The sequence below is a fragment of the Holtiella tumoricola genome, from assembly GCF_027857615.1.
Classification (GTDB): domain Bacteria; phylum Bacillota; class Clostridia; order Lachnospirales; family Cellulosilyticaceae; genus Holtiella; species Holtiella tumoricola.
Genome location: NZ_JAQIFT010000028.1, coordinates 1 through 24617 on the forward strand (window position 1 = coordinate 1; position 24617 = coordinate 24617).

At 32.5% G+C, this 24617-nt stretch carries 23 protein-coding genes and 1 tRNA gene; 22 read left to right on the top strand and 2 right to left on the bottom strand.

Annotated elements, in window-relative coordinates; translation table 11 throughout:
• From PBV87_RS06360 to trxA, 5 genes are all read left to right on the top strand, one after another.
• A partial coding sequence (locus PBV87_RS06360) for a DUF6128 domain-containing protein (protein ID WP_271011557.1) occupies positions 1–1086 on the top strand: 1086 nt, incomplete at its 5' end.
• Positions 1087–1228: 142 nt separating this feature from the next.
• The gene (gene deoC, locus PBV87_RS06365) at positions 1229–1906 is read left to right on the top strand and encodes a deoxyribose-phosphate aldolase (protein WP_271011558.1); all 678 of its coding nucleotides are present in this window, start codon (positions 1229–1231) and stop codon (positions 1904–1906) included.
• Positions 1907–1930: 24 nt separating this feature from the next.
• On the top strand, positions 1931–2584 hold the full coding sequence (gene trmB / locus PBV87_RS06370) for a tRNA (guanosine(46)-N7)-methyltransferase TrmB (RefSeq protein ID WP_053982606.1): 654 nt from the start codon (positions 1931–1933) through the stop codon (positions 2582–2584).
• 45 nt (positions 2585–2629) lie between these two features.
• Complete coding sequence (locus PBV87_RS06375; protein WP_053982605.1) at positions 2630–2839, top strand: hypothetical protein; 210 nt, start codon at positions 2630–2632, stop codon at positions 2837–2839.
• Positions 2840–2919: 80 nt separating this feature from the next.
• The gene (gene trxA, locus PBV87_RS06380; RefSeq protein WP_053982604.1) at positions 2920–3237 is read left to right on the top strand and encodes a thioredoxin; all 318 of its coding nucleotides are present in this window, start codon (positions 2920–2922) and stop codon (positions 3235–3237) included.
• A gap of 88 nt (positions 3238–3325) precedes the next feature.
• Here the strand turns inward: trxA and PBV87_RS06385 are convergent, their stop codons facing one another.
• On the bottom strand, positions 3326–4576 hold the full coding sequence (locus PBV87_RS06385) for an AI-2E family transporter (protein WP_053982603.1): 1251 nt from the start codon (positions 4574–4576) through the stop codon (positions 3326–3328).
• A gap of 534 nt (positions 4577–5110) precedes the next feature.
• Here PBV87_RS06385 and PBV87_RS06390 point away from each other — a divergent pair.
• The 15 genes from PBV87_RS06390 (at position 5111) to PBV87_RS06460 (ending at position 21326) form a co-directional block, all read left to right on the top strand.
• Positions 5111–5195 (top strand) — tRNA-Leu (locus PBV87_RS06390).
• Between the two features lie 762 nt (positions 5196–5957).
• Positions 5958–7118, top strand: a complete 1161-nt coding sequence (gene ytvI, locus PBV87_RS06395) for a sporulation integral membrane protein YtvI (RefSeq protein WP_271011559.1) — start codon at positions 5958–5960, stop codon at positions 7116–7118.
• 10 nt (positions 7119–7128) lie between these two features.
• A complete protein-coding gene (locus tag PBV87_RS06400; RefSeq protein WP_271011560.1) occupies positions 7129–7971 on the top strand; it encodes a fumarate hydratase in 843 nt (280 codons plus the stop codon).
• An 11-nt stretch (positions 7972–7982) separates the two neighbouring features.
• On the top strand, positions 7983–8510 hold the full coding sequence (locus tag PBV87_RS06405) for a Fe-S-containing hydro-lyase (protein ID WP_271011561.1): 528 nt from the start codon (positions 7983–7985) through the stop codon (positions 8508–8510).
• 33 nt (positions 8511–8543) lie between these two features.
• Positions 8544–9515, top strand: coding sequence for an ABC transporter substrate-binding protein (locus PBV87_RS06410; RefSeq protein WP_271011562.1), 972 nt, complete (start codon positions 8544–8546; stop codon positions 9513–9515).
• A complete protein-coding gene (locus tag PBV87_RS06415) occupies positions 9487–10242 on the top strand; it encodes an ABC transporter permease (protein WP_271011563.1) in 756 nt (251 codons plus the stop codon). The genes PBV87_RS06410 and PBV87_RS06415 overlap by 29 nt, the downstream gene beginning before the upstream one ends.
• A 16-nt stretch (positions 10243–10258) precedes the next feature.
• Complete coding sequence (locus PBV87_RS06420) at positions 10259–10876, top strand: ATP-binding cassette domain-containing protein (RefSeq protein WP_271011564.1); 618 nt, start codon at positions 10259–10261, stop codon at positions 10874–10876.
• A gap of 79 nt (positions 10877–10955) precedes the next feature.
• Positions 10956–11909: a carbohydrate kinase family protein gene (locus tag PBV87_RS06425; RefSeq protein ID WP_053982596.1), complete on the top strand. Its 954-nt coding sequence runs from the start codon at positions 10956–10958 to the stop codon at positions 11907–11909.
• 88 nt (positions 11910–11997) lie between these two features.
• A complete protein-coding gene (locus PBV87_RS06430) occupies positions 11998–13116 on the top strand; it encodes an AI-2E family transporter (RefSeq protein WP_271011565.1) in 1119 nt (372 codons plus the stop codon).
• A 53-nt stretch (positions 13117–13169) separates the two neighbouring features.
• Complete coding sequence (locus PBV87_RS06435; RefSeq protein ID WP_053982594.1) at positions 13170–14213, top strand: PTS fructose transporter subunit IIC; 1044 nt, start codon at positions 13170–13172, stop codon at positions 14211–14213.
• 300 nt (positions 14214–14513) lie between these two features.
• Positions 14514–16160: an ABC transporter ATP-binding protein gene (locus tag PBV87_RS06440; protein ID WP_271011566.1), complete on the top strand. Its 1647-nt coding sequence runs from the start codon at positions 14514–14516 to the stop codon at positions 16158–16160.
• A complete protein-coding gene (locus PBV87_RS06445; RefSeq protein ID WP_271011567.1) occupies positions 16154–17782 on the top strand; it encodes an ABC transporter ATP-binding protein in 1629 nt (542 codons plus the stop codon). Before PBV87_RS06440 ends, PBV87_RS06445 begins: the two co-directional genes overlap by 7 nt.
• Before the next feature lie 168 nt (positions 17783–17950).
• Positions 17951–18538: a TetR/AcrR family transcriptional regulator gene (locus PBV87_RS06450; RefSeq protein WP_271011568.1), complete on the top strand. Its 588-nt coding sequence runs from the start codon at positions 17951–17953 to the stop codon at positions 18536–18538.
• 143 nt (positions 18539–18681) lie between these two features.
• Positions 18682–20604 (top strand): hypothetical protein, encoded by a 1923-nt coding sequence (locus PBV87_RS06455; protein ID WP_271011569.1) that lies wholly within the window; start codon positions 18682–18684, stop codon positions 20602–20604.
• Positions 20604–21326 carry a hypothetical protein gene (locus PBV87_RS06460; protein ID WP_271011570.1) on the top strand — a complete coding sequence of 241 codons (723 nt, stop codon included), beginning with the start codon at positions 20604–20606 and terminating at the stop codon, positions 21324–21326. Before PBV87_RS06455 ends, PBV87_RS06460 begins: the two co-directional genes overlap by 1 nt.
• 67 nt (positions 21327–21393) lie before the next feature.
• Here PBV87_RS06460 and PBV87_RS06465 read toward each other — a convergent pair whose 3' ends face one another.
• Positions 21394–22230, bottom strand: coding sequence for an ROK family protein (locus PBV87_RS06465; protein ID WP_271011571.1), 837 nt, complete (start codon positions 22228–22230; stop codon positions 21394–21396).
• A 228-nt stretch (positions 22231–22458) separates the two neighbouring features.
• Between PBV87_RS06465 and PBV87_RS06470 the strand changes: the two genes are divergently transcribed.
• A complete protein-coding gene (locus PBV87_RS06470) occupies positions 22459–23418 on the top strand; it encodes an MraY family glycosyltransferase (RefSeq protein ID WP_271011572.1) in 960 nt (319 codons plus the stop codon).
• 219 nt (positions 23419–23637) lie between these two features.
• A complete protein-coding gene (locus tag PBV87_RS06475; RefSeq protein ID WP_271011573.1) occupies positions 23638–24609 on the top strand; it encodes an SGNH/GDSL hydrolase family protein in 972 nt (323 codons plus the stop codon).
• Positions 24610–24617 lie beyond the last annotated feature (8 nt).

Consider the following 24617-nt stretch of genomic DNA (forward strand, 5'->3'; position numbering starts at 1 on the left):
ATACCAACGCCAGATAGTAATAAACCAGGTATGAATAAGCCAGCAAAACCCGGAGAAGGTCCAGGTCCAGTGATCATACCAACGCCAGATAGTAATAAACCAGGTATGAATAAGCCAGCGAAGCCAGGAGAAGGTCCCGGCCCAGTGATTATACCAACGCCAGATAGTAATAAACCAGGTATGAATAAGCCAGCAAAACCCGGAGAAGGCCCCGGCCCAGTGATTATACCAACGCCAGATAAGAATCAACCAGCAAAACCCGGAGAGGGTCCCGGCCCAGTCATCATGCCAATGCCAGGTGAGAACGAACCAGAAGAACCTGAAGATGGTATAGGTCCAGTAATTATGCCGACTCCTGATGAGGATGATCTAGGCGAGGGGTATGACCAAAGATATCAAGATGAAATTAAAGTATTAACTAGATTGCAAAATTTATTCAGTGAGTCTTCTGATAAGGAAATGCTTGCTAGACGTGTTCAAAGTATTATAGAAGATAGTGTTAAACCTCTATCACAATCAACTTCATTCAACCAAAATAGAGCCAATGCAGTACCTCATAAAAATAGAGAAGATGAAGAGCAACAGTATTTAAATGAGATAGAAAATGTATTAAAGTCCATTCAAAATAACATGAATGCAACAAAAGATGAAAAAAAAAGCCCTTTTAATGAAAAAGAGACAGTAGAAAATGAAAAAGTAGAAGACAAAGAGGATGAGAAGCAAGATATAAAAGGTGACTTACTCAGAGTAAGAGATATCTTCACAGATTCATCAGAAATAGAACCTTTTGAAGAAAAAGATGAAGAAATTGATTGGGTAAGGATTTCTATGGCAGAGCTTATATCTATGCCACAATTTTCTTATGAGTGGTGTACTAACCCATTTGTAACTTATTGTTATCATAAATTTGGATTCTTAATCTTAGGAAGAGATAAGAATATTGAGCAATACTATATTGGTATACCAGATATTTATGATACAAAACGTAAATTTATTTTATCGATTGATAAAATAGAATCTTTTAGAGGCAGAAGTAACAAGGCTCTTCAACCAGGTGATTATGGCTATTGGATTGTAAGGGTTTAAAGCAAAGAGGTGTGAAAAACACCTCTTTTTTATATGGCATAGAAAAAAATTTGAAATGATGGTATAATCTACAAAGAGAATTTTTCATAGAAAAGTAGTAAAAATACTATACTAAATAAAAAGAATAATATGAGGTGACCAAATGAATTTAGCAAGTTATATTGACCATACAATTTTAAAACCAGAAGCAACAAAACAAGATGTACTTAGACTTTGTGATGAAGCAAAACAATATGGATTTGCTTCTGTATGTGTAAATGCTTACTATACAAAATTAGTAGCTGATGCTCTTTGTGGTAGTGAAGTAAAAACATGTGTAGTAGTAGGTTTCCCTTTAGGTGCAACATTCACAGAAATTAAAGCACGTGAAACAGAAGTAGCTATTGCAAATGGTGCTGATGAAGTAGATATGGTAATTAACGTTGGTGCACTTAAAGATAAAGACTATGATATAGTTGAACAAGATATTAAAGCAGTTGTAGATGCAGCAAAAGGTAAAGCAATTGTAAAAGTAATCATCGAAACTTGTCTTCTTACAGATGAAGAAAAAGTTAAAGCTTGTGAACTTTCAGTTGCAGCAGGTGCTGACTTTGTAAAAACTTCTACAGGATTTAGTACAGGTGGTGCAACTGTAGAGGATATAGCACTTATGAGAAAAACAGTTGGTGATAAAGCATTAGTTAAAGCATCTGGTGGTGTAAGAGATTTCAAAGGTGCAAAAGCAATGGTAGATGCAGGTGCAGACCGTATTGGTGCAAGCAGTGGTATCAAAATTGTTATGCATCAAGATGAAGAAGCAACACCAGGCGGAATGTACTAAATAGACAGCGAGAGGGGATAAAAGATGCGTCTGAGAAGAGACCCAAGAGCAACTGATTACTTAGCACAAGATGAGAGAGTTGTTCAAGACCCAACACAGTACAAGGGTAAATGGCACGAAGTATTTGGAAATAATAACCCTATTCATGTTGAATTTGGATGTGGAAAAGGTGGATTTATTACAGAACTTGCTAGAAGAAATCCTGATATTAATTATATTGCAGCTGAAAGAGCTGAAACAGTAGTATACAAAGCATGTAAAAAGGCCAATAGAGAAGAAACACCAGAAAATCTACGTTTCTTATTTGAAGACGTAGCAAATTGTATGGATATTTTTGAAGCAGGAGAAATTGAAAGGCTTTATCTTAATTTCTCAGATCCATGGCCTAAAAAACGTTATGCAAAAAGACGTTTAACATACCGTGATTTCCTCAAAAAGTATGCCGTTATCTTAGGTGAAACAGGAGAAATTCATTTTAAAACAGATAATAAAGGTCTATTTGCATCTTCAATTGAAGAATTCTCAATTGAAGGTTGGCTTATGAAGAATGTAACACTTGATCTTCATAATAGTGATATGGAAGACAATATTATGACAGAGTACGAGAAGAAATTCTCCGAGATGGGCTTTACTATTAATAGATTAGAAGCAGTACCACCAAGAAAAGTCTGCAAATAATTCATTACTTCATATACTATAGTAAAAGTATATGAGGTGATAAATATGCGTTTTTTTGAACAAGTTCAATATAAATTACGAACCTTTTTATATGAACAAGAGCGTGCAAAAGCAAATAAGAAAACCGGAAGTTCTTATTCAAGTAATAAAAATGATGAAGAAAAGCCAATAAAAAAGATTATGAATTCTTTAGATGAGATGGATGCATACCTCGAGGAAAAAGTTGAGGAATGGAATCTTAAAATTAAGAGATAATAATTATAGAATAAGATATATTCAAGACTCAAAACATATGATAAAGTATATGTAATCAATGAAAAATGGAGGAAAAAAATATGTCATTCAAATTTACAGATGAAAACTTTCAACAAGAAGCTTTAGAATCAAACATTCCGGTTATCGTAGACTTTTACGCAGATTGGTGTGGACCATGCAAAATGATGGCGCCAATTATTGATGAACTTGCTACACAATATGAAGGCAAAATCAAAATTGGTAAAGTAAATACAGATGAAAGCCGTGCTGTTGCATCAAAATACAACATCATGAGTATTCCAACAATTCTTTTCATCAAAGATGGTCAAGTAGTAGAAACAACTGTTGGTGCATTACCAAAACAAGTACTTGAACAAAAAATTAGCCAACTATTCTAAGAATAAATACTAATTGATTTAAAATAATAAGCCTTAGTATATGAGATCTCATATACTAAGGCTTATTTATATGCTTGATATAAACTAATTATTTTTTATTTTCTTCTTCAAAATGTAGATGAGGTGGATCATAAGGAATAACATCCTCAGGGGATAATTTAGGTAAGTCTATATCTTTTGTACGTAGGCGCTTATCAATCCATCTGTTAATCATAGAAAGAAGAACTGCAAGTATTGGGGAAGCAAAGAACATACCTAAAGGTCCAGCGATTGCTCCTCCTATAGTAATTGCTGAAATAATCCAGAAAGGTGTAATACCTATAGAATCACCTAATATTTTTGGACCTAAAATAAGCCCATCAAATTGTTGAAGGATAAGGATAAAGATAGCTACAATAATAGCTGCTTTAGGGCCTTCAAATAATGTAAGGATAACAGCTGGAATCGCTCCAATAAATGGTCCAAAATAAGGAATCATATTACATACACCTACAATGAAAGAAAGAAGAAGGGCATATGGATTTTGAAGTATAGAAAGACCAATAAAGCAGATAACACCAATAATTAATGAATCTAAAGATTTACCAATGAAAAATCTAATAATCGTAGCATGTGCTTCAGAAGCTACACTAACGATCTTGCTCGCTGTAGGATATTTAAAGAGAGCGTAGACAGCACGTTTTGTGCCATTAGTAAAAGTCTCTTTTTGCATAACAGCATAAGACGCAATTACAAAGCCGATGACTAAGTTTAAAAAAGTACCTGTTATAGACATTGTACTAGAAACTAACTTATCGAAAACAGATTGTAAAGCAGAAGGGTTGATAAGCTCGCTAACCTTTGCAGGGTTAATGATTTCATTAACAAATTGAGATAAATCTGGATAAGCTAGTGCATCATTAATAGCAAATTGAAGTTTACCAAGGGCATCTTGGAGTTCTCTGAGATAGGTTGGTAAGTTATTTACTAGTAATCTAATATTATCTAATATCTGTGGAATTAAGAATCTGATGGTTAGAAAGACTGTGCCAAAGAGGCATAAATAAACAATAATGATTGATAAGACACGCAAGCGTTGATAATCCTTAGAGTTATTTGAATGTGTCAATTTAATAAGATGACGTTCAAAAAATGCAACTGCTGGATTCATCAAATATGCAATAAGCAATCCGTAAAGGATAGGGGTAAAAATACTTATAACTGATTTGACATAACCGTATACATTAGGGATGATATTATCGGTATTTGATGAAATACGGTAAATAAGAATAGAAGCAGTTAAAACAAAAAGGGTATATAGTGCAATTTTAATATATTTTGCATCCCAGATTTTTTTCAAAAGTAAATCCCTCCTACTATAATGTTAATTTATTTTATCATAGATAAAGCATGATGCCTAAGAAAAATTAATTAAGATTTATTAATAAATAGACATGTTGTTTTTCTATTAAAAATGTCATTTAAATTACATACTATATACTATATATTAGATATGTTAAAAGGATAAGTAGATTAGAAAAAAATAGGTTAAAATTAGAGGAGTTATTGAAGCTTAAGAATATAGTTATTTAATGTTATGCTGATTGCCTACATGTGTATAGAAATGGTTTTTGAAATTGAGTTATATGAGCAATAGTATTCCTATAGAGTATGTACAGAAATTATATAAGTCAAACTTGAGTAGAAATGAAGATATATAATTAAATGAAGTAGGTCTTAAATTAGAGTCTATATGAATAAGATAGTGGTGTTAGAAGTATAGAGAAAATATAAGATATTTACTTTGAGAACACAAAATAAAAAAATATAAGATAAGTAGTTGACAAAAGTCCTTAGGTTATATATAATTAAACATGTCTTAAAAAACAAATACGCGATTGTGGCGGAATTGGCATACGCGCTAGACTAAGGATCTAGTGCCTGTAACGGGCTTGGGGGTTCGAGTCCCCCCAATCGCATACATAACCTTGAAACAGAAATGTTTCGAGGTTTTTTGTTTATCTAAAGTTATAAAAAGGTTCTAGCATTTGCTAGAGCCTTTTTATTTTGCCAGCATTCGACTTTTGATGGCATTTTATATAAGATGAAATTTAAAATAGATAGTCTCTGATGAATAAAATAATGAGAAATTGGTCAAAATGTATAAAAAAGAAAAATGTTTTTATGCACTTTATTTATAGAATGAAGTATGTTAAAATGATAACATACTTTACTGAAGTAAATGAATTTGCTTACTTTCGTTTTAGATTACAAAATATACAATCTTTCTAGAATAAAATATAAAATATGTCTAAAAAAGTCACGACGTTTACAATTCGTTTACAAATAGGACAAATAATATTCATAAACAGGTGTTATTATATTACACGAACGGACAAGTAATATAATAATATTACTTTGGGAGTAATTATTTGTTACTTTTATTCCCCTAAACCCTTGATTAGATAAATGTAAAGATTCCGTATTTGCATCATTTCTAAACTCCCCTAAACATATAATTACACATAAAAGTAACAAAATTATTTCCGTAAATAGCAAACCCTTACAAAACTCTATTTTAAGGCATCGCATTTCCCCAATGCGATGCCTCTTTTTTTGTCTAAAAAATTAACAGACATATATGGAAAATTCTATAAAATACTTTTCTATCTAGCTTGACATGATTTAAACAGCGTTATAGCATAAGATTAGGATTATTTTGTGAAAAGGGAGGTATCTCGTTGTTAACAGATCGAGCAGAGCAGTGGTATGAAAAAATGGGTAAAAAGTTTGGTCGTGTTATATCTTTTATATTGATATTGTTTGGTGTATATATTTTCTTTAAATATATACTAGAACTTATATTACCTTTTGTAATTGCTTGGATATTAGCAAGTTTGTTGGATCCTTTTGTAACCTTTTTGAAAAAGAAGCTTAAGGTTCATCGTGGATTGGGAACATTGCTATCTATGGCTACTGTATTAACAGCCTTTTTTGGATTAATTACCTTCCTTGTAAAGTTATTGTGGCAACAGATAGTTGGTTTTGCAGATGCATTTCCTAATTATGCAGAACAAATACAATATACATTGGAAAATATACAGGTTCAATTCCAAGGTGTGATGGATACATTGCCTTTACCTGAAGCTATTCAATCTTTAGATGATTTGATTAATACTGTTTTGAATAGTATCAGTGGATTTTTGTCAGACCTAGTAAGTAGTACAGCAAGTATAGTAAGTAAGGTACCAAATGGTGTGTTCTTTATAATTGTTGTATTAATAGCAACTTTCTTTATGACTAAGGATAGAAAAATGATTAAAGACTTTGTGAAAGCACAATTGCCAGAAAAGCTTACAGATAAGGTAGTACTCCTACAAAATGGCTTGAAAAGAGCCTTAGGGGGATATGTAAAGACACAACTAATTTTGATGTGCTTTACATTTGTAATTTGTCTAATTGGTTTATTAATACTACAAAGACCTTATGTGTTGCTTGTAGCTCTTGGTATAGCTATTTTAGATGCATTACCTTTGTTTGGAAGTGGAGCAGTACTTATTCCATGGTCAATTTTTCATCTATTATCAGGGAATGTTGTTTTAGCAATAGGACTTATTGCGATTTATGGCATTATTGCAGTAATGAGACAAATTATGGAGCCTAAGGTATTATCTACTCAAATAGGTGTTTATGCCCTTGTAACGGTTATGGCTATGTATATTGGATTTAAAGTAATAGGTGTATTTGGCTTGATTATAGGCCCTATTATCGCCGTTATGCTTAAAACTTTACAAACAATAGGTTTATTGCCAAATTTTAAACCAGTTCCAGATAATGATAATGAACAGCCTATGAAAGGACAACTTAAGTTAGACCAACTAGATAAAACGAATAGCAAATAAGGAGAAACATATGCGAAAGATTCATGTAAATGAAATAATTGAAGCGGTGAAAACTGCCTGTATAGAGGCGAACTATAATCTACCTAAAGATATGCTTCAAGCCTTAGAAAGTAGAACAACTATTGAGAGCAATAATTTAGGCAAGGAAATACTTCAAGATATTTGTGAAAATGCTTATTTAGCACAAAAAGAAGCTATTCCTATTTGCCAAGACACGGGTAGTGCTGTTGTGTTTGTAAATTTAGGTCAAGAAGTATATATAGAAGGTGGTTTGTTAAAAGATGCTATTAATGAAGGAGTAAGAAGAGGCTATAAAGAAGGTTACTTAAGAAAGTCTATAGTTGAAAACCCTTTATATAGAAAGAACACAGGAGACAATACACCAGCAATTATTCATTTTGATATAGTTGAAGGAGATGACTTTGAAATGGTTATTGCCCCTAAAGGGGGTGGCAGTGAGAATATGAGCAAAGTATATATGCTTACACCATCTCAAGGAATTGAAGGTGTAGAGGCAGCAGTATTAGAGGCAGTTAAAATAGCAGGGCCCAATGCATGCTTACCTATGGTAGTGGGTATAGGTATCGGTGGTAACTTTGAACAATGTACCCTTTTGGCAAAAAAAGCGTTGGTAAGATCAGTTGGAAGTAATAATCCAGATGAACGTATGAGTGCATTAGAACAAGAATTATTACAGAAGATTAATGCATTAGGTATTGGGCCACAAGGTTTAGGTGGAGATACATCAGCGCTAGCTGTACATATAGAAGATTATCCATGTCATATTGCATCTATGCCATTAGCTATCAATATAGGATGTCATGTTAATAGACATATTAGCGTAAGGTTATAGGAGGAGACAAGATGACAAAACATATTCAAATACCAATGACAAATGAAGAAGCAAGAACACTTAAAGCAGGAGAAAGGGTTCTTCTTACGGGAACAATGTATACAGCTCGTGATGCAGCTCATAAGCGTATTGTAGAGGAAGTTAAACAAGGTAAGGAAATACCTATTTCACTAAAAAATGTAGCCATTTACTATGCAGGACCAGCACCAGCAAAACCAGGGCAAGTAATAGGAAGTTGTGGACCTACTACTAGTGGGCGTATGGATGCTTATGCACCTTGGATGATGGAACAAGGACAAACTGTTATGATAGGAAAAGGTCTTAGAAATCAAAAAGTAATAGAAGCAATGAAAGAATATGGAAGTACCTATTTGACAGCTATTGGAGGTGCTGGAGCTCTATTATCAAAGTGTGTAAAGAAGATGGAATGTGTAGGATATGCAGAATTGGGAGCAGAAGCTATTTATAAGCTAGAAGTAGAAGAATTCCCAGTGATTGTAACGATTGATAGTGAAGGTAACAATTTATACATAAGATGATTTTAAAATAAAATTGGGTAAGGGGATAGAGTGATGAAGGGATATTTAAGAAAAATTATAGCATTATCATGTGTATTGAGTTTGGTAGCTATAGGAGGTTGCACTAAGCAAGCTTCCACTAAACCAGTTACAGTAGCAGCACTCAGTGGTCCTACAGGAATAGGGATGATTAAGCTTATGTCTGACCAAGATAATATATCAAAAAACTATGATATAAGTCTTTATCAAAGTCCTGATGAAATAGTAGGTAAGGTAGTAAGTGGAGAGGTTGATATTGCTTGTGTGCCATCAAATATGGGGGCGGTTTTATATAATAAGACCGATGGTAGAGTGAAATTGCTAGGTGTGAATACATTAGGTGTTTTATACATAGTAGAAAATGGTGATAGCATTAAATCTGTAGAAGATCTAAAGGGGAAAACAATACTTTCAAGTGGAAAAGATAGTACACCTGAATTTGTCCTTAATCAAGTGTTAAGAGCCAATGATATAGATCCTATAGAGGATATAACAGTGGAGTTTATGGGAAATCATGCAGATATAGCATCTAAATTAGTAGCAGAAGAGGGAAGTATAGCACTACTTCCACAACCTTTTGTAACAACAGTACTAGCAAAAAATGAAAACATTAAAGTGGCACTTGATATAAATCAAATGTGGCAAGCTACAGAACAAGTGGATTTACCAATGGGCATTATAATAGGTAGTAAATCTTTTGTAGAAGAACAACCAAAGCAGTTAAAAGCTTTTCTTAAAAGCTATGAAGAGTCGGTTGAATTTGTAACGAATAATTTAGAGGAAGCAGCTAAGTTGGCAGTAGCTTATGCAATTATACCGGATGCTGAAATAGCTAAAAAAGCTATTCCTGCTTGTAATATTGTATATCGCAATGGTGTAGATTCAAAAGATATGCTCTCTAAGTTTTATGAAATACTTGCAGAAGCAAATCCTAAATCTATAGGAGGCAAATTACCAGATGAAAATTTCTATACCATCCCAAATTAAAGTAATTATTAGAAAAGGGTGTATAGTATTTTTGTGGATTATGGTATGGCAATGTGTACATAGTCTTATGGGGAAGGATATACTAGTTCCTTCTCCGGGGGCAACTTTCAAAAAGTTAATAGAAATGATGAGTATGGGAGGATTCTATCAAGATATTCTCCTAACTTTTTATAGAGTGGGTGTAGGTGTAATACTTTCTAGTATATTGGGGGTTATAAGCGCATTGATTGCGTATATGATTAAGCTTGTACAAGAAATATTAACACCTTTTATTACATTGCTGAAAAGTACGCCTGTTATGGCAGTTATTATACTGGCATTATTGTGGTTTACAAAAGATACTGTGCCTATTTTTGTATGTTTTTTAATGTGTTATCCAGTAGTGTATACCAATGCGTTAAAAGGTTTTAATAGTGTTGATAAAGAATTGCTGGAGATGGCCAAAGTTTTTAAGATTAAAACTTTTACAGTGATCTGTAAGATTTATATTCCTCAAATAAAGTCCTATTTAGAAGCTGCGCTAGAAATGATTGTTGGACTAAGTTGGAAGGTAGTAATTGCGGCAGAAGTATTAGCGGTGCCCAAACACTCTATGGGGTACAATCTTTTAAGTTCAAAATCTTATTTAGAAACAGATAGTCTTTTTTCCTGGGTAATAGTTATTGTTGTATTAAGTACCTTGTGTGAAAAAGGTGTAAATAGCATGTTTAAAAGTTCAAAAAGATAAAAAGAGGAGTTAATTTATGATTCGAATAGAAGGGCTCTCTAAAAGCTATGAGAATATACAGCTTTATAAAGATTTTAATATAGAAATAGAAGAAGGTAAAACAACAGTTTTACTAGGTGCTTCAGGGAGTGGAAAAACTACCTTTATAAGGATGCTTTTGGGAATTGAAAGTTATGAAAAAGGAAATATTATAGGATTAGAGAATAAAAATATATCTGTTGTATTTCAAGAAGATAGACTGATTCCTTGGTTGAATGTATCAAAAAATATAGAGATAGTCTTAAAAGCATACTTAGAACCAGATGCTATTCAAAATAGAATTGAAGAAATACTTAAACTTGTAGAACTGTTGGAATATAAGGATTGTGAAATTAATAAATTGAGTGGTGGCATGAAACGTAGAGTAGCTTTAGCGCGTGCTTTGGCCTATGATGGAGAATTATTAATTATGGATGAACCATTTAAAGGCCAAGATTATGCATTGAAGTTGAGGTTATTAGAAAGAATAAAAATATTAATAATAAAAGAGAAGCGAACGGTTGTATTTGTTACCCATGATATGGAGGAGGCCTCTTTGTTAGGGGATGTATTATTGAAATTTGAAGAAAGACCTGTAAAATTTTACAAAATTTAAAAATTATCAAGATGAATGAAATATGTCTAAGAGTGTGATAAAATAGGCATAATCAATACATGAAAAGGAAGAGACGATAATGATACAGCAGAAAGAACCTTATATACTTGTTTTTGGTATGTCTATTTGTGATATTTTTGGATTCACAAATCAGAGTTACAGACCCTATGATTCAAATCCAGGAGTTATAAAAATGTCATATGGTGGTGTATGTCGTAATATTGCAGAAAATATGGCGAGAGTAGGTGTGAATACTAAGTTTATCTCTATTTTAGGAGATGATGAGAGAGGGAAAAGCCTACAAGAACATGCTAAAAAAATGCACTTTGATATGAGTGATTCGTTAATAGTAGAAGGGGCTGCCACTCCAACATACATTGCTATATTAGATGAAAAGGGTGAGATGGTATCGGCTGTAGTTGATATTAGTATTGCTAGCTTGTTCACTGAAGAATTTGTTGAATCTAAAAGAGAGCTTATTAAAAATGCGGAATTTGTAATTTTAGATGCAGATAATCCTGCTATTACAGAATACATTGTTAAAAATTTCTCAGAATATACAAATATTATTTTAGATCCAGTATCTGCTGCAAGAGCATGTACAGTAAAACATTTATTACCTTATATACATACGCTTAAACCGAATCGTTATGAGGCGGAGGTGCTATGTGGATTTGAATTAAATAGTGAAGAAGCAATAAGAGAAGCAGGTAACTATTTTAGAGGTTTGGGTATCAAAAAGGTATTTATTAGTTTAGACTGTGAAGGTATCTACTATCATGATGGTGTAGAAGAAGGAATTATTAAGGCGCAAGAGGCTAAAGTAATAAATGTAACAGGAGCAGGAGATGCATTTGTTGCAGGAATTGGCTATAGCTATATGAATGCTAAGACGATCAAAGATACTGTAAAGTTTGCAAATACAATGTCTCTTCTTACTATAGCTCATGAGGAGACAATTGATCCAACAATATGTGAAGTAAAGGTTCAGCAAGAAATGACTACTAGGGAGTGGATTGAAAAAACATATTAGAAAGGAACTAAATATGTTAGAAAAGCTGAAAAATTATAAAAGGTATTTTCCTATAGGAATAGGTGTTATTATTATAGGAATAATATTAATGTTTGCTGATAGGGTAATTGGTAATAGCCCCAATGTGTTAGGAATAATCTGGGGATATATTAAGCAGTTTGTAGATATTATCTCTCCAGTTATTTATGCATTTGCGATTGCTTATTTACTGTATTATCCAGTGCTATTTATCGAACGTTGGGTGGTGAAAGGGCTAGATGCTGCTTTACCAAAACGTGATAAAGAAAAGAGTAAAGGCTGGGTAAGGCTGTTAAGTGTAGCTGCTGTTTTTTTAATTGTAATTGGTATGATTGCCATGCTGATTAACTTTATTTTACCGCCACTCTTTGAGAATATTAATATTTTGATTAATTCTATTCCAAAGTTTGAGGCACAATTCAATGCATGGATGACAGAAATAGCTGATACACTAGGGACCTTAAATATGGATAGAATTAGTGAGATAATACCTCCAGATGTATTTAATTATATTAAAAACTTCCTATTAAGTGGTGGTCAGCTAATTTTGAGTAGTATTGGAAACTTTATTGCATCTTTTAGTTCTTTTGTAATAGACTTTATCGTTACTGTTATTGTGACATTCTACTTCTTGAAGGATAAAGAAAGACTATTTGCAGGTGTAAGTAAGGTAGGTACTATTATCTGTACACCAAAAGTAAAAACACAAATAATAGACTTTATTAAAACATTAGATGATGTAGTTGGTAAGTATTTATTGGGAACCATATTGGATTCTGCTATTGTAGGAGCAGTATCGGTTGGTTTGATGCTAATGATTAAACATCCATTTGCCATATTGATAGGTGTTGCAGCAGGTATTACTAATGTGATTCCATATGTTGGACCTATTGTGGGTTCTGGACTTGCTTTTGTATTAGGGTCATTTACAAGCTTAGGTATGGGTGTAACAGGTGCTGTATTACTACTTTTATATCAACAAATTGATGGTAACATTGTTCAACCTAAGATCGTTGGGGACCAAGTGGGACTTCTTCCTGTTTGGATTTTGATATCTGTATTAATTGGAGGAAGTTACTTTGGTGGTGTTGGAATGATTGCATCAGTACCAATAGCTGCACTTATTAAAGTTTATTTGGATAGGATGTATGAGCATAAAATAAAGGGTGAAAAAAAGGTTGCTCGTTAGAGCAGTCTTTTTTTGCGCTTTTATATACATAAGACATAAAAGGGAGAACATGAATGAAAAAACAATCGTTAGGAAAGCAAATTTATGAGCATTTGATGAATGGAATCAATCATATGCTACCATTCGTAATAGGAGGCGGGCTTTTAATGGCTCTAGCATTCCTGTTTGATGATTATAGTATTAATCCGGCTAACTTTGGTTCTAACACACCGTTTGCGGCAATGTTAAAACAAATTGGAGACTTGGCATTTGGATTTATGCTTCCAATGTTAGCTGGTTACATAGCAGTAAGTATTGCAGGTACAAGTGGTTTAGCAACAGGTTTTATAGGTGGGGTAATGGCTCAACAAAGTGGTTCGGGATTCTTGGGAGCGCTTTTAGCAGGTTTTCTTGGGGGATATGTAATTATCTTACTTTCTAAAGTGCTAAAATTTATTCCTAAATCATTTGAAGGATTAAAAGTAATGCTTTTATATCCTTTGATAGGATTATTTATAGTAGGGACAACAATGATGTTGGTAATCAATCCTCCGGTAGCAGCTCTTAATGGAATGATTACAAGTACACTTACAAGTATGGGAGATTCGAGTAAAGTATTATTGGGACTAGTAGTAGCAGCAATGATGGCAGTTGATATGGGCGGTCCACTTAATAAAAGTGCATATATGTTTGCAGTAGTATGTCTTGAAGCAGGTAATGCATCAGTTATGGCTGCTGCTATTATTGGAGGCATGGTTCCAGCAACAGCTATTGCTTTAGCAACTACACTTTTCAAGAGTAAGTTTACAGAGAAAGAAAGAGAAGCAGGGCTTACCAATTATGTATTAGGAATGTCATTTATTACAGAAGGAGCTATTTCATTTGCGGCATCAGATCCTCTTCGCATATTACCATCTGTAACAGTTGGTTCAGCAGTTGCTGGATGTTTGGCTATGGTATTTAATTGTGCATCACGTGCACCACATGGCGGTATTTTTATATTGCCAGTGATTGAAAACCCAATGGGATTTGTTATTGCTTATGTTGGTGGTGTAATAGTAGCTGCATTGATGATTGGATTACTTAAAAAACCAGTAAATCCAAACACACAAAATTAAAATAAATATAATTGTTCTAGAACGGTTTTTGAAGGATTACTTCAAAAACCGTTCTTTTTATTTAGAAACAAATATAGTATAAAAAAGAAACTTCACTATTAAGAAATTATAGATTAGTATAATAAATGAAAGTCTTGGATTTTAAATGGAAGTCTGTTTTTTTTACTTATACTCGATGTAGTTTATATAAAATAAGTAACGTAACAATGTTATAAAACATATATTGACAACGTAACGATGTTACACTAAAATAAACTTATAATTCATTCAAGTATAAAAGTTGAATAAGGGGGATGAAAAATGAAAGATCTCTTAATGAAGAGAAAGGGACAATTTATCATTTATATCATAGCTTGTTTTATGCCTGTTATAGATAGCTTAATAAGAATGGGATTGTTCTCTATGATATTTGGGGTTATTGAAAAAAGGGATATAGAGTATTTTAAGATACTTGTAATCCTTTCTATATTTGCAGCTTTATTAACAGGAGGCTTTCATATTGCTAGTAGGTTAATGCGTATTGGCTTTATGAAAAATATATTACTAGATGTAAGAAAGCAAGCTTTTGATAAGATTATTCATATTTCTTACAAAGACTTTAGTAAGCAAAGTAAAGAAGTTTACATGTCTCATTTAATCAATGATATTAATACTTTTGAGAATAATTTCTTTCTAAATTTACTTAATGTCATCTATATGGGGGGCCTCTACATAGTATGTCTCATTATTCTTTATGTTATAGACTATAAGTTAGCTATAGCTATGACGTTAGTATCTATAGGACTTTTCTTATTTGCATCATTATTTTCTAAGAAGACTGAAAGTCTACAAGAGGAAGTATCTAATCAAAATGAACAACTTACAGTAGAAGTTGCAAATACTTTTAACGGATTAGAAATACTCAAACTTAATAATATTGAAGATAAATTCCTAGATAAAAGTTTGAATGCCATTAATCGTGTAGAAAAGCGAAAGGTTGCTTTCAATATTTTTAGCGAACAGCAAAGAAGTTTGATGATGTTTTCAAGTTATATTGTACTCTTTGGAGTAGTTATTTATGTGGCTGCATCAATGAATTCTAGTAACTTTACGACAGCGATGTTTTCTGTTCAGTTATGTAGTAATTTAGTTTTTCCCTTAGTTGAGATCTTACCTAGAATGAATGTCATCAAATCTTCTAGACGTATTTATGAAAAGATTACGAAGCAAGAAACGAATCATGAAGAAGAAGAACAAGGAAAAGTACCTTTTGAATTTAAGGAATCTATAGAAGTTCAAGGTTTAAACTTTGGATATGAAGATAAGATCTTACTTAAAGATGCTCATTTTAAATTAGAAAAGGGTAAGAAATATTTGATCAAAGGGGTAAGTGGTTCAGGAAAATCTACATTAATGAAATTACTTTCTATGATTTATGATGAATATGAAGGTAAGATTTTAGTAGATGGAACAGACTATAAGACGATTCAAGAAAAAGATTTTAATAATCAAGTGGCATTTATCTATCAAGATGTATTCCTGTTTGAAGATACTATGAGAAATAATATAAGCCTTTATAAAGATATTAGTGATGAAATAATACAGGTAGCATGTAAAAAAGCAGGATTACAAGAGTTGATAGAAGAAAAAGAAGAAGGACTTGGAACAGTACTTTCAGAAAATGGAAAGAATTTATCAGGAGGCCAGCGCCAAAGAATATCTATTGCAAGGGCGCTAGCTAAAAATGCAGAGATTCTGTTCGTAGATGAAGGAACTTCGGCACTAAATGAGGACATTGGCAAGAAGATAGAGCAAGAACTATTGAATTTAGAATGTACAGTAGTAGCCATTAGTCATCGTTATTATGAAGGGGTTACAGATCAATATGACTACGTACTAGAACTTAAGAATGGTCATGTAGAAACCTATCAGGCAAGAGAATACTTTGGGGAGGTGGTAATATGCTAAAAAGATTACTAAGAGTAACACCTTATTTCATACTTGCGGCATTAACAGCAGCGCTATTAGCATTTGCAGATTCCTATAGTTTTGTAAAGATGATGGACCTTATGGATATTGCCTTAAGTGGGGATATGACTAACTTTAGAAGTGCATCTATTGACTTAATAGTGATGGCAATTGTTTTAGTTCCACTATGTATTTTGGTAGCGATAACAAGAGCCTTATATAAACGTAAAGCTAATTTAACTATTAAGCATTACTATGTAAATGGCGTATTTAATAAAAATATTAGTGAGTTTCAAAAAGAAAATAATGCGAAGTATATATCTTGTTTAACGAATGACTTTAATCTGCTTGAAGTTAACTTAATTGATAGTTTATACGAAATAGGAGCGTGTATAGGAAACTTTGCTGCAGGAATATGGATGATGACTATAGTATCTCCATGGGTTATTTTATTAGCTGTAGGTGTAATGATTGTGATGATTATATTCTCAACATTGACTTCTAAGCCAACTGCAAAGCATATGAATGAGAGAAGTACTTTATTTGAAGGTTATACTTCTTATACAAAGGAAATGTTATCTGCATTTCATATTATTAAGAGTAATAACTTAACAGAACGTGTACAAGAGAACTTTAATGATAAGAGTGAACAGGTGCAGCAAAAAGGATATATTGTAGATCGATTCTTATCTTATATTCAAGCATCAGAAAATATTATTATTGGCTTAATGATGTATATGATGTTGGCAGCTAGTGGATACATGGCTATACAAGGATTAATTACTGTAGGTGGGGCATTCCTGGTTGTACAAAGTATGCAAAAGGTAATGTGGCCAGTTATGAATCTTTCTGAGCAGTTACCAAAAATGTTTACTGTAAAAGATCTTATTAAAAAGATAGAAAAAACCCTTGAAAATGAAGATAACTATGAAGAAACACAGCCTATGCCAAGTTTTAATGAATCTATTACATTAAAAAATGTGAGTTTTGGATATGCAGATCAAGAAACTGATTTAATTTTAGAAAATATTAATTTAGAACTTAAAAAAGGTGGAAAGTATCTTATTGTAGGTCCTAGCGGTGGGGGGAAATCTACTTTACTTAAATTGCTTAGAAAGTACTTTAATCCAACTAATGGGGAAATCTTAATAGATGGTTATAACTTAAAAGATATTAAGAAAAACGATTTCTTTTCACAAGTAGCCAATGTAGAGCAACAAGTTTTTATATTTGAAGATACATTGAGAAACAACATTACACTCTACAAAGATTATACAGAAGAAGAAATAGAAGAAGCCATTAGAAAATCAGGATTAAGTGATTTCGTAAAAGGGCTATCTAATGGGTTAGATACAATGATCTATGATAATGGTAAGAATATATCAGGTGGAGAAAGAAGTAGGGTGGTAATTGCGAGAGGATTACTTGCCAAAGCAAGTATAATCTTCTTAGATGAAGCTTTTGCAGCATTAGATATGGAAAGAGCTAAAGAAATAGAAAAAAGTATACTTGCATTAGAAGGGGTAACCGTTATTAATGTAAGCCACGTGCTTTTCAATGAAACAAGAAGTAAATATGATAAAATTCTTAAAGTAAATCATAGACAAGTAGAATACGTATAATACGTATAATAAGAAAAAGGGAGATATTGTAAAATATTTCCCTTTTTTATATAGGTTAAAAAAGATGATTGACGGGTGAATTTGAGAGGAATAAAATGAGGGAGATAAATAAAAATAAAAAAATCAAAATATTTGTATAGGCAAAATTAATGGGATGGGAGTGTAGTTATGCCTAAAGTATATTCACCGCAAAAAAGAGAAGAAATTAGAGAACGACTTATGCAAGAGGCTTTAATATTAATCAAGCAGCATGGCATGCAAAGAATGAGTATAGAAGCTCTTACAAGTAGAGTGGGGATTGCCAAGGGGACATTTTATAGTTTCTATAAATCTAAAGAAAGTCTAATATACCATATTGTAAAATGTTATCATGACAAAATTAATATGCGTATTAAGCTGGTTAGAGAAGAAAAAGGTTACTTAGATAGAGATGATATAAGAAATTATTATTATAGTATGATGTTTGTAGATGATGATAACATTTATAATTATTTAAGGCAGGATGACTTTGTAAGTTTATCAATAAACTTACCTGAAGAATATAGAACGAGAAGAGATGTCATAAGAGAGAGGATACAAGAAAATCTTAAATATATAAAAGGTAAGAAGGAACAGTATGATTTGGATGCCGTCATAAATTGGAGCCAAATTATTAATATTACCCTAGGAAATAGAAAGCTTTTAGCAGAAGAAGGGTTAGATAAGATTATTAATCAACTAATAGAAAATATGCTTGATGAGCTATTTGAAGTATAATGTGGATACTCATTCTTAACATATCCTAATGGTTTTTAAAGAAATCTTAAGAAATTTATACGTCTTTTAATAAGAAATAGTTCGTATAATGAGTAGGATGAAAAAAGAACCGTTTTGGAATTTGATAGAGAGTGGGTGAGAAAATGCCTAAACTAACTTGGATTCAACATAAATTTGAAAGACATTATAAAAAGCATGCGCTTAAAAAAGAGCAGCAATTTTATCAAAATATGCTAAGAGGTAATGACTATAGAGGAACAGATGTTATCTTTAATCAAAATACACTAGGATGGCTTATTGTTATTGTAACTGTATTTTTACAGCTGATTTCTTTAGCAACAACTTTTGAAGGGAGTAAAGTATACTTTGGAGGTGTCAATTTACCTTTTGGATTAAGTGCACCGCTTCTTTTTGCACTAGCTATTCAGCTAGTAGTATTTTGTATGAGCCATACTATAAGAAGACATTTTAAAATGTGGTTAGTTTTAATTATGTGTATGTCAACACTTTGCTCAACGTATTTCTCTTATATTGGTATTTATAATCATATCAATTCACCTGTAGATTACCTAGAAGAGCGTTACAAACAAATTTATGGCAGTATGACAGAAGAATATCAGCTGATTCGTGATCAATCTGAAAATGATATGAAAAGCTATGTGTTTGATATTTTTAGTGAGGTAGATAAAAGCTATAGTGCATTAACAAAGCAAGTTGTTGAAAATGAGGCACTTAGTAAAAAATTAGATGGTATTAAAATTGAAACAGGAAAGATTAATGCTCAAACAAATGCATTAAGAAAACCTAATATTAATAATTATGGTGATAACCTAGATCAATATTATGCAGATATGGCAAAGTATAATGCTGCTGTAGGTAATATGATTACAGATACAACTAAGCAAGATGCAACGCTTAAAAATGAGTTGTATGAGCAAGAAGTACAAGCTATATTAGGTGGACAAACTAAGGATGCTTTTATAGAAGCAAGTATTGAAACAAAGACGACACAAGAACAAATAGGAAAGCTTGTAGTTTCAATGTATAACCTTATACAAGAACAGCAAGAGGGGGTTTTAGGAGAAGAAGGAAAAATCTTAAAAGTAGAAGAGCAGATTGCTGCAATTCAAGATTATGTCTTAGACTTTATCTTAACAGGTAAAGGGAATAGAAATATTTTCTCAACCGTATTAACGAACTTCCATACACAAGTGGTAGCGTTAAAAGGAGAGGGAACCCTACCAAAATTTAAGCAAGATCTCAATCATTATTTAATCTTAGCAGACAAAGAAGCTTCTATTATGAAACCACTAGAAGAAGTTATGACTAGTGGTGTAACAGAAGAAGATGCGATGCAACTTTATACACAAATGCAATCAGAGATTAAAAGTGCTGCTTATATTCTCAATCAAACGAAAGTATTAGAAAATCCTATAGATTTAACTTCACCAAGCTATGTAATGCATAACTTATATGTATTACCTATTAAAAATCTTTTAGATCCAGGTGCTCAAAGAGCCATGGCATGGTTTTGTTTAGCATTTGCAGTCCTTATCGATGGACTAACATTACTGTTTGCCTTAATGCAAGGTAGAGAAAAGACACCTCTTTTTGCTAAGTCTAACAAAGACATTGTAGGAAAGTCTAAAGAAGCAATAGAAGAGCTTCTTATTGCAACTTTAATGGCAGGAGATACCGAGAGTAAAGAAGGAGAGCGTCTACAAAACATGCTTATCCAATTAAAGTATTTCCTGGGACAATTTGAACTTATACCAGAAGGTATTGAAAGTGGTTATTCTATGTGGTGCCCATTAAGTAAATTGGATAAATACAGTGGTTTTGTAGCTATATTGTGTCAGTTTAATTTAGGAAGTATTTTAACAAGAGAAGAAATGTATAAACATAGAGGATTAGAGAACTTAACAGAAGAACAATACGTCTTAATAAAGACAAAGTTTGTAATCTGGGCAAATCAGAAGATGTCAGACCTCGCATTGAAGCTTGAGTATATTCAAAATCTACATGAGCTAGAGCAAGATTATTTATTAGAGGGGGATAGCATATAATGATTCTTATAGAATTTTTAGTCCTTTGTGTAGGGCTAACGGTGTTTATGATGCAACATACATTAAGAAGACGTATAAGTTTAGTGGGAAGCAAGGTGGTTTATTGGTGCACAATGCTTTTTGTAAGCTTAATGTTTAATAGTATTTTATATCATGCATATCCTATAAATTATAGATTAGGTAGTTATGCTAACTTGTCGACACTTTTCTTGTTGATAGGAATTATGTGTGGCTATATTATTATTCAATTACTTTCACCATCTAGGCCTTATAAAAAGATAAAAGATAAAATTTGTAAAAATAATAAAAAGAAAGTTCTTAAGAAGGCATTACATGATAGTGAGGTAGATACAGAAGAAATGATGATTAATCATTTAGAGGAAATAGAAGAACCGTCCCTTTCAGGTACATCAGAGAAAAATACTTACCTTAAGGAATTGCATTTTGAAACATTTTTAGAAACAATTTGTTGGCTTGCCATTATGTTTACGATTGCCTTAGAGCTATTTAATATGTTCATGGGGCAAATATTTAGAATAGAATTTATGGCAAATGAATTAAAAGATATTGTTTGTTTGATGATGATGCTAACCATTCCAATTATCCTTAGACAAATTATGTATTATCTTTATTCGGTAAGAGGAATTAAAGAAGAGCAAGATTTAAGTGAATTAGAAGTAAGCTTTTATCATAAGTTAAAAAAAAATCATAATAGATTATAAATATTTTAAGTAAGTTTAAAGCCTAAGATATAGTAAGGATGCCTCCTCCTATATCTTAGGCTTTTTCTTAAAGTATAAGACCAGATTTTATGTATTCTAATGCACCTAATGCGACGATACGCTTAAGATCTTTAGGTGTTGTAATAGTACAAGCAGTGTACATATCTTTTAAAGTATACTGGCTAGCAGTTGATAGAGCGTGTTCTAGGTAGCCTGTGTAAGTAGAGGTGCTACCTCCTATTACGATGGTATCAGGATTGAAGAGATGAATAATGTTGGTAAGTGCTAGACCGAAGTAGTGTCCTGCTTTAGCGATGAGTGCAGTAGCAGAAGGGTCATTATTCTCTAGACGAGAGAGTAATGTAGGTGCATCACATTGAGCTAATCTTAAAATACCCATGCCTCCAGAGACGTCATCTAAGACAGTTGGACCATCTTCAGTTTGAATGACACAATACCCTAGTTCACCAGCAAATCCATGAGCACCAGTTATCATCTTACCCTTAGAATAGACACCAATGGCAAGCCCTGAACCTGCCATAATAACAGCTAAGGTATCACTATCAGGATGATTGCTAATTTCACATACAGTAGCAGCTTTTACATCGTTGATAAAGCGAATAGGAAAACGACCCTCACTAAAATAATCTACAGTTACGCCTGTAAGGTCACTCATATCTGATAACTCTACCATATAATCACCTTTAACTAGACCAGGAATAGCCATACCAATACCTTCAGGGGTAAAAGGAAGTTCTTTTAAGAAGGCTTCAAGTTCTTCTTTAATACGTTCTTTGGGACAATCTAATCCTGTGAGTGCTCTTTTTTCGATGTAATGATTATCTACTACTGCACAAAAGTACATTTTTGTACAACCGATATCAACGCCTACATAATTGCTCATAATACTTCTCCTTTAAACGATGTAATAGTATAAGATTATTATAGGATATAAAAATAAAATAGGAATGGAATATCTTATATAATACATGTAAAAATTTAAGCAAAAATAATAGAGGAATATATTTTCTAAAATTTATAAAATTTTATATAAAATATATTGAAAAATATTAGAGGGTAATATATTATTAAAAATTGTAGTGAAACTGTTGAAGCCTTAGGGGGAAAAGCTATGGTATATGCATTTGCGTTTTTACTATCATTAGCCATTATGTTGGTAATCACGCCAGAACTTAGAAAGATTGCTTATAAAATTGATTATGTGGAGAAACCAAAACAAGAGAATACGAGAAAAATCCATAAAGAGGCAAAACCGTACCTAGCAGCAGTAGGTATTTTTACAGTGTTTTGGATTGTATATTTCTTGTTTAGCAAAGAACTTACTACAAAAACAATATGGATATTTATTAGTAGTTGTCTGATTTTTTTAGTAGGAATGATAGATGATTGGGTTAAAATTCGCGGAGGGGATCTAAAGGCTTGGCCTAAAATGATGATACAGGTGCTTGCTTGCATACTTGTATATGCAGGAGGTGTTCAATTTATAGGTTTTACAAATCCTTTTAATGGGGGATATATTTTGCTACCTACAATGCTACAAGCAATCTTGACAGTAGTATGGATCTTTGGGGTAACAACGGTTATTAATTTTACGGATGGGATGGATGGATTGGCAGGAGGCGTATCTTGTATTTCAGCCTTTACATTATTTATAGTAGCATGCGGTAAGGGTAATGCAAATGCTGCACTTATGGGGATTATACTAGTAGGTGTATGCCTAGGATATGTAAGATACAATAAGTTTCCTGCAAAAATTTTAATGGGAGATGCAGGTGCTACGTTTTTAGGCTTTATGCTTGCTATTATCTCATTAGATGGAGCTTTTAAGCAGGCAACAATTATATCTATATTCATACCAATATTAGCACTTGGGCTACCTATATTTGATAATTTGTATGTTATGTATATGAGAATGAAACAAGGTAAACCACTTTATGTAGGGGATACAAGTCAAGTACATTTTAGACTTGTACAAAATGGTTTAACACAAAAGCAGGCAGTCCAGGTTCTATACTTAGTAAGTATGTGCCTTAATTTAAGTGCAATTATACTATTTATGTTAAAAATTTAAGATATCTAAACTTAATAATAATAAATTAAATAAAAAAGGAGGCATGTATAGTGCCTCCTTTTAGTAGGTGGTACATAAATCAATTAATAATAAGTATTAAAAACTGAATTCATTGTTAGAATGTAAAGATTCTGTTGTGTACAATTTACAATTATAATTTTATGTATTTGTGTTTATAATTTACATTGTGTTAAAAATATAAAAATTGTAGGAGTAACTATGAAAAAAATATTAAAAAAATTAATAGTAGGAACACTTTTAGGAACAATGCTATTAGGTGTAGCAGGATGTAGCAGTACACCATTAACAGAAGGGGCTGAAGAAGGGAGCAAGACATCCATTACAAATATTGTTGCTTTTGGAGATAGCTTTTCAGATAATGGTGGTGCTAATAGAGTATCTACAGCGATTGTAGAAGCTGGCACAGAAGAAAAGGCTTTTATTAAACCAGGTGATCTTTACTGGGAAAATCGTTATTCAAATGGAAAAACATTTATTGAAGTGGCATCAGAGTTAGCAGGTTTACCACTTACTAACTATGCTGTAGGTGGTGCAACAAGTGGTTATGAAAATTATTCAGAATGGATGGATAGTCAAGGTGGTACAGGTGTCCTAGGACAAATTGAACAGTATGCAGCTTCTTTAAATGGAGAACAAGCAGATGGAACTACACTTTTCTATATCTTTGGTGGGCTTAATGACTATTTCAAATTTGTTGATTATAGTTTAGAAGGAACAGTTGAAGGTGTTGGAAATCAAGTTGTGGCTAATATTGAAGCAGCAGTAAGAAATTTAGCAGAAGTAGGTGCTAAAAACTTCCTTATTCCTTATGCTTTTGATACAGCATATATCCCTTATGAAATTACAGAAGGACGTCAAGAATATGCTAAAGATTATGCCAAAACAGTAAATGCACAATTACCAGAACTTGTAGAGGCACTTTCAGCAGAATTAGGCTTAAATATTACAACGTATGATATCACAAAAACAATAGAGGATATTGTATCGAATACAGATAAATATGGTATTACAGAGTTCGTTAATGTAGTACAACCAACATGGCCAGAAGTATTACCGGCTGTTACAGAAAATGTAGAGAGCTATATGTTCTATGATGAATGGCATCCAACAGCAGCTACACACAAAATTATTGGTGAAGCTTTATACCAAGAAATTAAAAATATTCAATAAATAAAAAG

What these genes read in the sequence shown, in the direction of transcription:
- PBV87_RS06425 (WP_053982596.1), top strand. Translation starts at nt 10,956, where the DNA reads ATGATACAGCAGAAAGAACCTTATATACTTGTTTTTGGTATGTCTATT.
- PBV87_RS06455 (WP_271011569.1), top strand. Translation starts at nt 18,682, where the DNA reads ATGCCTAAACTAACTTGGATTCAACATAAATTTGAAAGACATTATAAA.
- PBV87_RS06420 (WP_271011564.1), top strand. Translation starts at nt 10,259, where the DNA reads ATGATTCGAATAGAAGGGCTCTCTAAAAGCTATGAGAATATACAGCTT.
- PBV87_RS06400 (WP_271011560.1), top strand. Translation starts at nt 7,129, where the DNA reads ATGCGAAAGATTCATGTAAATGAAATAATTGAAGCGGTGAAAACTGCC.
- PBV87_RS06470 (WP_271011572.1), top strand. Translation starts at nt 22,459, where the DNA reads ATGGTATATGCATTTGCGTTTTTACTATCATTAGCCATTATGTTGGTA.
- PBV87_RS06410 (WP_271011562.1), top strand. Translation starts at nt 8,544, where the DNA reads ATGAAGGGATATTTAAGAAAAATTATAGCATTATCATGTGTATTGAGT.
- PBV87_RS06435 (WP_053982594.1), top strand. Translation starts at nt 13,170, where the DNA reads ATGAAAAAACAATCGTTAGGAAAGCAAATTTATGAGCATTTGATGAAT.
- PBV87_RS06440 (WP_271011566.1), top strand. Translation starts at nt 14,514, where the DNA reads ATGAAAGATCTCTTAATGAAGAGAAAGGGACAATTTATCATTTATATC.
- PBV87_RS06405 (WP_271011561.1), top strand. Translation starts at nt 7,983, where the DNA reads ATGACAAAACATATTCAAATACCAATGACAAATGAAGAAGCAAGAACA.
- PBV87_RS06430 (WP_271011565.1), top strand. Translation starts at nt 11,998, where the DNA reads ATGTTTGCTGATAGGGTAATTGGTAATAGCCCCAATGTGTTAGGAATA.
- PBV87_RS06465 (WP_271011571.1), bottom strand. Translation starts at nt 22,230, where the DNA reads ATGAGCAATTATGTAGGCGTTGATATCGGTTGTACAAAAATGTACTTT.
- trmB (WP_053982606.1), top strand. Translation starts at nt 1,931, where the DNA reads ATGCGTCTGAGAAGAGACCCAAGAGCAACTGATTACTTAGCACAAGAT.
- PBV87_RS06475 (WP_271011573.1), top strand. Translation starts at nt 23,638, where the DNA reads ATGAAAAAAATATTAAAAAAATTAATAGTAGGAACACTTTTAGGAACA.
- PBV87_RS06415 (WP_271011563.1), top strand. Translation starts at nt 9,487, where the DNA reads ATGAAAATTTCTATACCATCCCAAATTAAAGTAATTATTAGAAAAGGG.
- trxA (WP_053982604.1), top strand. Translation starts at nt 2,920, where the DNA reads ATGTCATTCAAATTTACAGATGAAAACTTTCAACAAGAAGCTTTAGAA.
- PBV87_RS06460 (WP_271011570.1), top strand. Translation starts at nt 20,604, where the DNA reads ATGATTCTTATAGAATTTTTAGTCCTTTGTGTAGGGCTAACGGTGTTT.
- PBV87_RS06375 (WP_053982605.1), top strand. Translation starts at nt 2,630, where the DNA reads ATGCGTTTTTTTGAACAAGTTCAATATAAATTACGAACCTTTTTATAT.
- PBV87_RS06450 (WP_271011568.1), top strand. Translation starts at nt 17,951, where the DNA reads ATGCCTAAAGTATATTCACCGCAAAAAAGAGAAGAAATTAGAGAACGA.
- deoC (WP_271011558.1), top strand. Translation starts at nt 1,229, where the DNA reads ATGAATTTAGCAAGTTATATTGACCATACAATTTTAAAACCAGAAGCA.
- PBV87_RS06445 (WP_271011567.1), top strand. Translation starts at nt 16,154, where the DNA reads ATGCTAAAAAGATTACTAAGAGTAACACCTTATTTCATACTTGCGGCA.